This window comes from Micromonospora terminaliae (assembly GCF_009671205.1).
Classification (GTDB): domain Bacteria; phylum Actinomycetota; class Actinomycetes; order Mycobacteriales; family Micromonosporaceae; genus Micromonospora; species Micromonospora terminaliae.
In genome coordinates this window covers 5,010,383-5,021,922 of record NZ_CP045309.1, presented here as the reverse complement: position 1 = coordinate 5,021,922, position 11,540 = coordinate 5,010,383, and the positions used below count along the sequence as shown (strand labels likewise).

Genomic DNA, 11,540 nt, shown 5'->3' with positions numbered 1-11,540 from the left:
CATGGAGACGGTCCTGATCGAGGGGGACATCACCACGCAGCAGGTCGACGTGATCGTCAACGCGGCGAACTCGTCGCTGCTCGGCGGCGGGGGCGTGGACGGCGCGATCCACCGCAAGGGCGGGCCGGCCATCCTGGAGGAGTGCCGGGCGCTGCGCGCCTCCCGCTACCCGGACGGCCTGCCCACCGGCCAGGCCGTCGCCACCACCGGCGGCCACCTGCCGGCCCGCTGGGTGGTGCACACCGTCGGGCCGGTCTTCTCCCCGCGCGAGGACCGGTCGGTGCTGCTGCGCGACTGCTACGCCACCAGCCTCCGGATCGCCGACGAGCTGGGCGCGGCGCGCGTGGCCTTCCCGCTGATCTCCGCCGGGATCTACGGCTGGCCGGTCGAGGACGCGGTGGCCCAGGCGCTGGCCGTGCTGCACGCGGCCACCCCGACGTACGTCGTCGAGGCGCGGCTGGTGCTCTTCGGCGCCGACACCTACGCGACCGCCGTCCGGGTCGCCGCGGGCTGAAACGCCGGCCTCAGGTGAGGTCGCGCAGGCAGGACCACTGGCTGGCCACCGGCCGGTAGCCGAGCCGGGCGTTGACGGCCAGCATCGGCGCGTTCGCCTCGTCGTTCGAGGCGTACGCGGTGCGTACCCCGCCCGCTGCGGCCCGGTGGAGCGCGGCCCGCTTCGCCAGCCCGGCCAGGCCGCGCCCGCGGTGCGCCGGGACGGTCCCGGTGAAGTCCGACCACATCCGGTCGCCGTCCCGCTTCACCAGGCTGACGGCGACCAGCGCGCCGTCCACCTCGACCACCGTGCTGGCCTCCCGGTCCAGGCCCACGTTCTCCCACACCTCGTGGTGCCAGATGTCGTAGCCCAGCGCGTCGGTCGGGACGTCGCCCGGCTCGTCCACCGACGCCTCGGCGTCCACGCGGTGGATCCGGCGCGGGTCCACCTCGGTGGCCGTGAGCAGCCGCACGCCGGGCGGCGGCTCGGGCATCGGCGGGGCGGGCCGGAGGTCGAGCGCCGAGTAGCGCAGCTCGCGGCTCGGCGTGAAACCGTGCCGGCGGGCGAACGGCAGTGACTCGGGCTGCGACAAGGTGAGCAGCCGCTTCACGCCGATGCGGCGCAGGTGGGCGAGCGCGGCGTCCAGGAGGGCCGTGCCGGCTCCCCGGAGCCGGTGCGCCGGATGGACGTGCAGGGTCGACACCTCGCCGACATTCGCCGCCGAGGTGTGGCTGTACCGGTACGCGGACACCCAGCCGACCACCTGCCCGTCCGCCTCCGCCACCCAGGCCGCCCAGTCCTCCTCGGGCGGCGGCTGGGCGATCATGTGGCGGGTCGACTCGACGCCACGCACCAGGTACGGGTGGACGGTGGTGCGCAGCGCCACCACACCGGGGGCGTCCTCGGGCCGGGCAGGTCGGATCACGTGGTCGTTCATCCGGCCGACCCTAGAGTTGTCCGCGTCGGGCGGCGACGGGTTTACCGGACCGCGGCGATCGCCTCGACCTCGACGAGCTGGTCCGGGTAGCCGAGCACGGTGACCCCGAGCAACGTGCTCGGCGGGTCGTGGTCGCCGAACCCGGCTCGGACGACCTCCCAGACCGCCACCAGGTCCGCGCGGTCGTTGCTGGCCACGTAGACCGTGGTCCGGACGACATCGGCGAGCCCGGCGCCGGCGGCGGCCAGCGCGGTGTCGAGGTTGGCCATCACCTGCCGGGCCTGGCCGGCGGGGTCGCCCGGCGCGACGGTCCGCCCGTCGGCGTCCAGGGGGCAGGCCCCGGCCGTGAAGATCAGCCGCGCGGGCGACGTGACCTCGGCCGCGTAGGCGTACTCGGCGACGTCGGAGAGCTGGGGCGCACGGATCAGGCGCGGGATGCCGGTCACCGGGCGACCGTAGCCCCCGGCCGCCGCGCCCGCGACGGGTTAACGGCGCCGGATCTCGGCGGCCAGGAACGGCGGCGGACTCAGGCCGAGTCGCGGACGACCAGCTCGGTGGGGAGCAGCAGCGCCAGCTCGACCTGCTCACCCGCGGCGATCCGGAGCAGCTGCCGGGTCATGGCCCGGCCCAGCTCCACGATCGGCTGCTTCACGGTGGTCAGCGGTGGCTCGGTGTACGCCGCCGTCTCGATGTCGTCGAACCCGATCACCGCGACGTCGTCCGGCACCCGCCGGCCGGCCTCGCGCAGCGTGCGCAGCGCGGCGTGCGCCATCAGGTCGGACGCCGCGAACACCGCGTCCAGGTCCGGGTCGGCGGCGAGCAGCTGCCGCATGGCCGCCGTGCCGGACTCCCGGGTGAAGTCGCCGTACGCGATCAGCTCCGGCAGGCCGGCCGCGGCGACCGTCTCCCGGTAGCCGATGAGCCGCTCGATGCCGGCGACCATGTCCTGCGGCCCGGCGATGGTGGCGATCCGCCGCCGACCGTTCGTGATCAGATGGCGGACCGCCTCGGCCACCCCGCCGACGTGGTCGACGTCGACGTACGGCACCTCGGCGCCGTCCAGCGGCCGGCCGCTGCACACCACCGGGATGCCCAGCCGGGCCAGCCGCCCGGGCAGCGGGTCCTCGCCGTGCAGGGAGGCGAACAGCACGCCGTCGACGTGCCGCCCGGTGGTGTAGCGCTCGACCCGCTCGTGTCCGGCCGGCGAGCCGGCCAGCATGAGCACGAGCTGCTTGTCGGCCGCCTCCAGCTCCTGGGCCGCACCCCGGATGATCCCCGGAAAGACCTGGTCGTCGGAGAAGACCCGGGTGGCGGCCTCGGGCAGGACCAGCGCGATCGAGTCGGTGCGCTGGGTGACCAGGCTGCGGGCGGCGAGGTTCGGGACGTACCCCAGTTCCTCGACCGCCCGGCGGACCGCCTGCTGGATCGGCTCGGCGACGGTGGTGGAGCCGTTCACCACCCGGGAGACCGTCGCCCGGGAGACCCCGGCCAGTCTGGCCACCGCCTCCAGGGTCGGCCGCTGCGCCGTCGTCATCCCCGTCACCACCACCTCGTTGTCCAGCAACGACCATACGAGATGACGGCGCAGGTCCCGCACGGCCACTCCGTCACGCCTTCACGGCGCCCTCCATGATCCCGCCGATGATCTGGCGGCCGAATGCCACGAACACCAGCAGCAGGGGCAGGGTGGCGATCGCCGTGCCGGTGAACACCTGGGACATGTCCTGGTAGTAGCCGTCCGACAGGGCTCGCAGCGACAGCTGCACGGTCGGGTTCTCCGGATCGTTGAGCACCGCGTACGGCCACAGGAAGTCGTTCCAGGTGGTCATGAAGGTGAGCAGGCCCAGCACGGCGGCGGCCGGGCGCAGCGCGGGCAGCACCACGTTCCAGTAGATCCGCGCGGTGTTGCAGCCGTCCATCCGGGCCGCCTCGATCAGCTCGGTGCTGACCGCCTGGCCGGCGTACTGACGCATCATGAACACGCCGAAACCGGTGACCAGGGCCGGCACGATGACGGCCGGCAGCCGGTCGTTCCAGTTCAGTTTCGTCATGAGCAGGTAGAGCGGGATCACGCCGAGCTGGGTCGGCACCATCATGGTGGCCACGATGACCAGCAGCAGCGCGTTGCGCCCGCGGAAGCGCAGCTTGGCGAAGGCGAACCCGGCCAGGGTGGAGAAGAAGACCACCGAGACGGTGACGGTGCCGGCCACGATCGCCGAGTTGACCAGACCGGTGAGGAAGTACGCGTCGGTGTTGGCGAACAGCCGGGCGATGTTGGCGCCGAGGTTGCCGCCCGGCGTGACCGGGGGCGGGACCTGCCCCATGGCGTCACTGGTCCGGCTGGCCACCACGAACATCCAGTAGATCGGGAAGATCGACATCAGAGCGGTGACGGCCAGCGCCAGGTAGGTGAGCCGGCCGGCCGACCAGAGGCGGGTCATCGGATCTCCTCCTTGCGTGCGCCGCCGCCCAGCCGGCGGAGGAGCAGGACGTTGACGGCCGCGACCACCGCGATGAGGGCGAAGAGCAGCCAGGCGATCGCCGAGCCGTAGCCGAAGTTGTAGTGCGGCGCGAAGGCGTTCTCGAACATGTACATGGTCACCGTCTGCGACTCGCGCAGCGGTCCGCCGCGGATCGCGTTGGTGCCCGAGTTGAACAGCCGGGGCTCGGTGAAGAGCTGGAGCCCGCCGATGGTGGAGATGATGACCGCGAAGATGATCGTCGGTTTGAGCAGCGGCACGGTGATCGACCAGAACTGCCGGGCCCGGCCCGCGCCGTCGATCGCGGCGGACTCGTAGAGGTCCCGCGGGATGGCCTGCATGGCGGCCAGGAAGATGAGCGCGTTGTAGCCGGTCCACCGCCAGTCGACCATGGCGGAGATGGCCACCCAGGAGGCGAACCGGTTGGCCTTCCAGTCGACGGCCTCGACGCCGACGTGGTCGAGCAGCCAGTTGACCATGCCGAAGTCGCGGCCGAAGAGCACGGCGAAGACGATCGCCACGGCGGCGGTCGAGGTGACGTTGGGGATCAGCACCGCCATCCGCCAGGTGGTCCGGGCGCGGAGCTGCCGGTTGAGCAGGTTGGCCAGCCAGAGCGCGAGCAGCAGTTGCGGAACCGTGGAGATGACGAAGATGCCGAGGGTGTTGACCACCGAGTGCCAGAAGTCGGGGTCGGCCAGCAACTGGCGGTAGTTGTCGAACCCGACGTACGGGTGCTCGACGCCGAGCAGGTCCCAGTCGTGCAGCGAGACCCAGAAGGTGTAGGCCAGCGGGTAGACCCCGAAGACCCCGAAGAGCAGGAAGAACGGGGCGATGTACAGGTAGGGCGAGTATCGCGTGTCGAACCGGCTGAGCCGGGCGCCCCGGGAGGGGCGGGTGGTGCCGGGTGCCGGTGCGACCGGCGGGCGGGCGTCGAGCTGGACTGCCATGGCCCGGGACTCCTTTCCGCCGTGCGGGCGGCACCCGTCGACCGGGAACCGCCCGCACGGCCTGGCTCGGGTTACTTGGCCGCGGCCTTCTTCGCGTTCTCGACCGCGTCGGTCCAGCCCTGCTCGGGGCTGCGCTTGCCCAGCTCCACGGTGCGGACGGCGTTCTCCACCTCGGTGCGTACGGCCTGGTTCTTCGGGCCCATGTAGACGGGCTTCAGGCTCTTGGCGCCCTCGGCGAAGATCTTTCCGACCGGCGCCGCCGAGAAGTACGCGTTGGTCGACTCGACGATCGCCGGGTCCGCCAGCGCCTGCGGGGACGAGGGCAGCGGGCCCTTGGCCTTGAACGCGCCGATCTGACCCTTGGCGCTGGTCAGGAACTTCGCCAGCTCGATCGCCTCGGCCTGGTGCCTGCCCTGCTTCGGCACGGCCAGGAAGGAGCCACCCCAGTTGCCGCCGTTGCCGGGCACCTGGGCGATGTCCCAATTGCCCTTCGCGCCCGCGCCGGCGTTGCCCTCGATGACGCCGGTCATCCAGGCCGGGCAGGCGATGGTGGCGAACTTCGACTGCTTGAACGCCGAGACCCACTCCTCCGACCACGACCCGTACCGGCCGGACAGGCCGGAGTCGATGATGTCCATGGTGGTGTCGTACGCCTGCCGCACGGCCGGGTTGCTGTCGACGACCAGCTTGTCGCTCGTGTCGTAGTAGCTGTAGCCGGTGGTGTTGCCGGCGGTCTGGAGCAGGATGGTGTTGAACGTGTTGGTCGCCGCGTCCAGGAACGAGGCGCCCGTGTTCTTCGCCTTGAACTGCTCGCCCACCCTGATGTAGTCCGCCCAGGTGGGCCAGAGCTTCGAGACGGCCTCGCGGTCGGTGGGCAGCCCGGCCTTGGCGAACAGGTCCTTGCGGTAGCACATGGCCATGCCGCCGACGTCGGTGCCGAGACCGATGAGCTGCTTGCCGTCGGCGGTGAGCCCCTGGTTCCACTTCCAGTCCAGGAAGTTGCCCTTCAGGTCGGCGGCCCCGTGGTCGAGCAGGTTGACGAAGTTCTGCGGGTTGGCCTTGTACTCGACCAGCAGGCCCTCCTCGATGGCGACGATGTCGCCCGCGCCCTTGCCCGCGGCGAGCCACTGGGTGAGTTTCGGCGAGTACTCGTCCAGGTTGCTGCCGGTGCCCCGCTCGACGATCTTCACGTCGGGGTGGCCGGCCATGTACTCCTTGTAGAGCTCCTCGTAGCCGAACTGACCGAAGACGTCGACGGTGAGCGTGACCGGGCCACCGGCGGCGGCCTCGTCGTCACCGCCCCCGCAGGCGGTGGCGCCCAGCAGCGCGGTGGTGGCGACCAGGGCCACCGCGGCCAGGCGGCGGCGCGTGAAGGTGACCATCTCTTATCTGACCCCTCTAGGTATCGGGTGGTGGCGGGCGGTTCCGGTACTGAGAGAGCGCTCTCACGACAGGGTGGTGGGTGTCGCGTGACGTGTCAAGAGAGCGCTCTCACGGAGTCCGGAAAAGGGCGGAGAGTGCGTTCCGGGTGGGAAACGCCGCTCTCCGCCCGATGTCCGCGCGACCCCCCGGCGGGGTCAGCCGGGGGTCAGCCCACCCGCAGCCCGTCGAGCAGGCGCCGGTCGCCGGCCACCCCGAGGGCATCGAAGCTGATCCGGCCCATCACGGCCAGCAGCAGGTCGCTGGCGGTGCCGGTGACCTGCGCGCGGGCGTGGTGCTCGTCGTGATCGAGGATCGTCGCGGTGTCCAGCAGGGCGATGCCCTCGCCGCGCAGCCGCAGGTACCACTCCTGGGCGGCGTCGGTGGCGGTCAGCTGGACCACGCCGTGCCACTGGCCCGGCTGAATCCGCCGGCCCGCCGGCAGCCAGGTGTCCAGCACCTCGCTCACCCCGTCGGCCGCCAGCTTGGCCTCGATCGGCTCACCCGCGCCGATCGCCAGCTGGGCGTCCCAGCGGTGCACCGCGGTCTCGTGCGCCGCCCGGCGCGGCCAGAAGGCCGCCTTCTTCGGCTGCGGGGCGAAGTTCCACGCCGGGGCCTCCGGGTCGAGCGCCTCGAAGAGCGTCATCAGCCGCTCGTACTCCTGGCGGTACCACTGCTCCGGGGTGCGGCCGGCCGGCGGTTCCGGGTCGTGCCGCTCCGGACGGCTGGCCGTCCCGGCGGTCAGCACCGTCCGGGCCCAGACGTACATCCGGGTGAGGTGGTGGGCGAGGTCGGCGACCGTCCAGCCAGGACAGGACAGCACCGGTGTCTCGGGGGGCGCCTCGGCGACTGCGGCGGCGAAGGCGGGACCCTCCGTCCGCAACGCGCCGATCCAGAAGTCCTTCGTGCCGTGCAGTCTGCTCATCGCAATCCTCCCGGGGGTGACCGGGCCACCAGTGGGTGCCGCGGCTACCCCTCAGCCTAGGGTGAGAGGCGTGTCAGACGTCTACGCCGAACCGACGACCGGAGCCGACCCGATCGACCCGGCCACCCTGGCGCGCTACACCACGCTGCGCCTGGGCGGCCCGGCCGGGCGGCTGGAGATCGCCAGCAGCGCCGACGAGATCGTCCGGAAGGTCCAGGACGCGGAGGCCCGGGAGCAGGCCGTCCTGCTGCTGGCCGGCGGCAGCAACGTGGTGATCGGCGACCAGGGCTTCCCCGGCACCGTCGTGCTCATCCGATCACGCGGCTTCCAGGTGATCGCTGAGGACGCCGAGACGGTCACCGTACGTGTCGAGGCCGGCGAGCCCTGGGACGACCTGGTCGCCGCCACCGTCGAGCGCGGCTGGTCGGGGCTGGAGTGCCTCTCCGGCATCCCCGGCTCGGCCGGCGCCACCCCGATCCAGAACGTCGGCGCGTACGGCCAGGAGGTGGCCGAGACGATCACCGCCGTGGCGGCGTACGACCGGACCGAGGGCAAGGTTGTCCGGATCGCGGCGGCGGACTGCGGGTTCGCCTACCGGGGCAGCATCTTCAAGTACAGCGACCGCTGGGTGGTGCTCTCGGTCGACTTCCGGCTCACCCGCTCCCCACTCTCCGGCCCGGTGCGCTACGCCGAGCTGGCCCGGGCGCTCGGCGTCGAGGTGGGCGACCGGGTGCCGCTGGCGGAGGCCCGGGCCACCGTGCGGCGGCTGCGCGCCGGCAAGGGCATGGTGCTCGACGCGCAGGACCCGGACACCTGGTCGGTGGGCTCGTTCTTCACCAACCCGGTGCTGGAGCCGGAGGCCTACGAGCTGCTACGGGAGCGCGCCGCCGACCTGGGTGAGCCGCCGTCCTGGCCGTGCCCGGGGGACCGGGTCAAGGTGAGCGCCGCCTGGCTGATCGACAAGGCCGGCTTCGGCAAGGGCCACACCGGCCCCGAGGGCGTGGCGATCTCCACGAAGCACACGCTGGCCCTGACGAACCAGACCGGCACCGCAAGTACGGCAGCCCTGCTGACCTTGGCCCGCGACATCCGCACTGGCGTGGAAACCCGCTTCGGAGTAGCCCTCCACCCCGAACCCGTCCTGATCAACTGCGCAATCTAGCCCCGCCCGCGGCGGGCGGACGGCGGCAGGGTCAGGTGGGGGCTACCGCCGGCCAGGGGACGGTCAGTCCGCCCAGGCGCCAGCGGCTTGGGCGGTTCTGGACCGGCCAGCCTGCCGCCTTCACCGCGGCGATCGTTCTCGTCCAGCGGTCGCGGGGGCCGAAGGGGGCGTAGCCGGCCGTGGACTGCCAGGCGCTCTCCAGGGCCTGGATCAGGTCGTGGATCGGTTCGCCGGGGACGTTGCGGTGGATGAGCGCCTTGGGCAGCCGCTCGGCGAGCTGGGCCGGGCTCGCCAGCGTGGTGAGCTTCGCGGCCAGGGTCAGCGTGCGCGGGCCGGCCGCGTCGAGCAGCACCCAGGCGCCGAGCCGCCCCAGCTCGTCGCACGTGCCCTCGACCAGCAGCCCGCCCGGGGCGAGCCCGTCGGTGACCGTGCGCCAGGCTCCGGGCACCTCGCCCTCGTCGTACTGGCGCAGCACGTTGAACGCCCGGACCAGGGCGGGGCGCAGCCCGGCCAGCTCGAAGCCGCCCCGGGCGAAGGTGAGCCCCGGCGGGTCGGCGGCCGGCTGGGCGGCGGCCACGCGTACCGGATCGATCTCCAGCCCGACGACCCGGACGTCCGCGCGGACCGCGGCCGCGAGCCGGGCCCGCAGCTCGACGGCGGTCACCGGGGTGGCGCCGTAGCCGAGGTCGACCACGAGCGGGTCGGCGGCGGCGCGCAGGGCGTCACCACAGGTCGCGGCGATCCAGTTGTCCACCCGGCGGAGCCGGTTCGGATTCGTCGTGCCCCGGGTGACGACCCCGAGCGGCCGGGCCATCAGAGCCCTACCGTTCGCGACTGCGGGGCTCGCAAGATCGGCTCACTCCTCGTGCTTCACGCTAGGCCCGGTGCACCTTGTGCTGGGCGGCCTGGGCCAGCGGGCGGACCACGAGCTGGTCGATGTTGACGTGGTGCGGGCGGGTGGCGCACCAGGCGACGCAGTCGGCCACGTCCTCGGCGACCAGCGGCTCGGCCACCCCGGCGTAGACCGCCGCGGCCCGGTCGGCGTCGCCGCCGAACCGGACCAGGCCGAACTCCTCGGTCTTGACCATGCCCGGGTCGATCTCGATCACCCGGACCGGGCGGCCGCACAACTCCAGCCGGAGCGTGCCGGCCATCGCGGTCTGCGCGTGCTTGGCCGCCGTGTAGCCGCCGCCGCCCTCGTAGACGACGTGCCCGGCGGTGGAGCTGATGATGACGACGGTGCCGGCACCGGAGGACTCCAGCGCGGGCAGCAGGGCCTTGGTGACCCGGAGCGTGCCGAGCACGTTGACGTCGTACATCCACTGCCAGTCGCCCACGTCGGCGGACTCCACCGGGTCCAGCCCGCGCGCCCCGCCGGCATTGTTGACCAGCAGGGTGACCGGCCCGGGCGCGGCGGCGGCCGCGGCGGCCAGCCCGGCGACCGACTCGTCGGCGGTGACGTCGCACTCCACCGCCGTGGCCGCGCCGCCGGCCGCCTCGATCTCGGCGACGAGGCCGGCCAGCCGGTCGGTACGCCGCGCGGCGGCGAGCACGTGGAAACCCTCGGCGGCCAGCCGGCGGGCCGTGGCCGCGCCGATCCCGCTGGACGCCCCGGTGACGATGGCGACTGAGGTCATCCGGTCATTCTCACCCGCCGCCCCGCTCCTCGCGGTGATGAGGTCCGTCACGCCCGGGACCCGCCGGGACGCATTTCCGAAGCCCGATGGGGAAGATGACATCCGGCGCGGAGGTTGACCGAGATGCGCCGGTGGTGCGGGACGGCATCAACCGTGACAGAGGGAGCGGACGTGGCGGAGTTGCACACCGGTGTCGGTCGTCAGCGAGGTGCCCTGCCGTGGCCGCGGCCGCGCCGGATCGCCACCCTCTCCGTGCACACCTCGCCGCTGCACCAGCCCGGCACGGGCGACGCCGGCGGCATGAACGTCTACATCCTGGAGGTCGCCCGGCGCCTGGCCGAGGCCGACGTCGAGGTGGAGATCTTCACCCGGGCCACCTCCGGCGACCTGCCGCCGGTGGTCGAGATGGCGCCCGGAGTGAGCGTCCGGCACGTCACCGCCGGCCCCCTGGAGGGGCTGACCAAGGAGGAGCTTCCCGGCCAGCTCTGCGCCTTCACGGCCGGCGTGCTCCGCGCCGAGGCGGCCCGGCCGCCAGGCCACTACGACCTGATCCACTCGCACTACTGGCTCTCCGGCCAGGTGGGCTGGCTGGCCAAGGAGCGCTGGGGCGTGCCCCTGGTGCACACCGCACACACCCTGGCCAAGGTCAAGAACGCCCAGCTCGCCGCCGGGGACCGGCCCGAGCCCAAGGCCCGCGTCATCGGCGAGGAGCAGGTGGTCGCCGAGTCCGACCGGCTGGTCGCCAACACGCGGGCCGAGGCCCGCGACCTGGTCGACCGGTACGACGCCGAACCCGCCCGGGTGGCCGTGGTGGAGCCCGGCGTGGACCTGGACCGGTTCCGCCCGGCCCGCGGCGACCGGGACGCGGCCGTGCTGGCGGCCCGCCGCCGCCTCGGCCTGCCGGCCCGCGGCTACGTGGTGGCCTTCGTCGGCCGGATCCAGCCGCTCAAGGCCCCGGACGTGCTCATCCGGGCGGTCGCCGCGCTGCGCGACCGGGAGCCCGCACTCGCCGACGAGGTGACCGTGGTGATCTGCGGCGGCCCGAGCGGCACGGGGCTGGACCGCCCCACCGCCCTCATGGAGCTGGCCGGCTCGCTCGGCGTCGCCGACCGGGTGCGGTTCCTGCCGCCGCAGACCGGCGACGACCTGCCCGCCCTGTACCGGGCGGCCGACCTGGTCGCGGTGCCCTCGCACAACGAGTCGTTCGGGCTGGTCGCGCTGGAGGCCCAGGCGTGCGGCACCCCGGTGCTGGCGGCCGCCGTGGGCGGGCTGGTCACCGCGGTCCGGGACGGCGTCAGCGGGGTCCTCATCGACGGCCACGACCCGGTCGACTGGGCCCGTACGCTGGCCCGCCTCCTGCCCGACCGGCTGCGCCGGGCCGCCCTGGGCCGCGGCGCCGAGCGGCACGCGCGCGACTTCTCCTGGCACCGCACCGTCTCCGGCCTGCTCGCCGTCTACGGCGAGGCGATCGCCGAGCACCGGGTACGCCTGGCCGGCCGGCTCGGTGACCCCGCCCTCGCATGCTCGTGGTGAGCGTCGC

12 protein-coding genes are annotated in these 11,540 nt (G+C 73.2%); 3 read left to right on the top strand and 9 right to left on the bottom strand.

From position 1 onward, the window contains the following. Nucleotide 1: 1 nt before the first annotated feature. Nucleotides 2-514, top strand: a complete 513-nt coding sequence (locus GCE86_RS23035) for an O-acetyl-ADP-ribose deacetylase (protein WP_154228856.1) — start codon at nt 2-4, stop codon at nt 512-514. Nucleotides 515-524: 10 nt separating this feature from the next. Here GCE86_RS23035 and GCE86_RS23030 read toward each other — a convergent pair whose 3' ends face one another. From GCE86_RS23030 to GCE86_RS23000, 7 genes are all read right to left on the bottom strand, one after another. After that, nucleotides 525-1,430, bottom strand: a complete 906-nt coding sequence (locus GCE86_RS23030) for a GNAT family N-acetyltransferase (protein ID WP_154228855.1) — start codon at nt 1,428-1,430, stop codon at nt 525-527. A gap of 41 nt (nt 1,431-1,471) precedes the next feature. Then, on the bottom strand, nt 1,472-1,867 hold the full coding sequence (locus GCE86_RS23025) for a RidA family protein (RefSeq protein ID WP_154230635.1): 396 nt from the start codon (nt 1,865-1,867) through the stop codon (nt 1,472-1,474). Nucleotides 1,868-1,956: 89 nt separating this feature from the next. Then, nucleotides 1,957-2,964: a LacI family DNA-binding transcriptional regulator gene (locus GCE86_RS23020; RefSeq protein ID WP_091267676.1), complete on the bottom strand. Its 1,008-nt coding sequence runs from the start codon at nt 2,962-2,964 to the stop codon at nt 1,957-1,959. Between the two features lie 73 nt (nt 2,965-3,037). Then, nucleotides 3,038-3,871, bottom strand: coding sequence for a carbohydrate ABC transporter permease (locus GCE86_RS23015; RefSeq protein WP_154228854.1), 834 nt, complete (start codon nt 3,869-3,871; stop codon nt 3,038-3,040). Beyond that, the gene (locus GCE86_RS23010) at nt 3,868-4,857 is read right to left on the bottom strand and encodes a carbohydrate ABC transporter permease (protein WP_154228853.1); all 990 of its coding nucleotides are present in this window, start codon (nt 4,855-4,857) and stop codon (nt 3,868-3,870) included. The genes GCE86_RS23015 and GCE86_RS23010 overlap by 4 nt, the downstream gene beginning before the upstream one ends. A 71-nt stretch (nt 4,858-4,928) precedes the next feature. Continuing rightward, nucleotides 4,929-6,239, bottom strand: a complete 1,311-nt coding sequence (locus tag GCE86_RS23005) for an ABC transporter substrate-binding protein (protein WP_154228852.1) — start codon at nt 6,237-6,239, stop codon at nt 4,929-4,931. A gap of 206 nt (nt 6,240-6,445) precedes the next feature. Beyond that, entirely contained in the window at nt 6,446-7,201 is a 756-nt protein-coding gene (locus GCE86_RS23000) for a maleylpyruvate isomerase family mycothiol-dependent enzyme (RefSeq protein ID WP_154228851.1), read from the bottom strand. A 127-nt stretch (nt 7,202-7,328) separates the two neighbouring features. On the opposite strand from GCE86_RS23000, the gene GCE86_RS22995 reads away from it, so the two are divergent. Then, nucleotides 7,329-8,363, top strand: coding sequence for a UDP-N-acetylmuramate dehydrogenase (locus GCE86_RS22995; protein WP_239543399.1), 1,035 nt, complete (start codon nt 7,329-7,331; stop codon nt 8,361-8,363). A 31-nt stretch (nt 8,364-8,394) separates the two neighbouring features. Here GCE86_RS22995 and GCE86_RS22990 read toward each other — a convergent pair whose 3' ends face one another. Together GCE86_RS22990 and GCE86_RS22985 are read right to left on the bottom strand one after the other, a co-directional pair. Next, nucleotides 8,395-9,177 (bottom strand): class I SAM-dependent methyltransferase, encoded by a 783-nt coding sequence (locus tag GCE86_RS22990; protein WP_154228849.1) that lies wholly within the window; start codon nt 9,175-9,177, stop codon nt 8,395-8,397. A gap of 61 nt (nt 9,178-9,238) precedes the next feature. Continuing rightward, on the bottom strand, nt 9,239-10,000 hold the full coding sequence (locus GCE86_RS22985; protein WP_154228848.1) for an SDR family NAD(P)-dependent oxidoreductase: 762 nt from the start codon (nt 9,998-10,000) through the stop codon (nt 9,239-9,241). A gap of 171 nt (nt 10,001-10,171) precedes the next feature. Between GCE86_RS22985 and mshA the strand changes: the two genes are divergently transcribed. Beyond that, a complete protein-coding gene (mshA, locus tag GCE86_RS22980; RefSeq protein ID WP_154228847.1) occupies nt 10,172-11,533 on the top strand; it encodes a D-inositol-3-phosphate glycosyltransferase in 1,362 nt (453 codons plus the stop codon). The last annotated feature ends 7 nt before the right edge of the window (nt 11,534-11,540 follow it).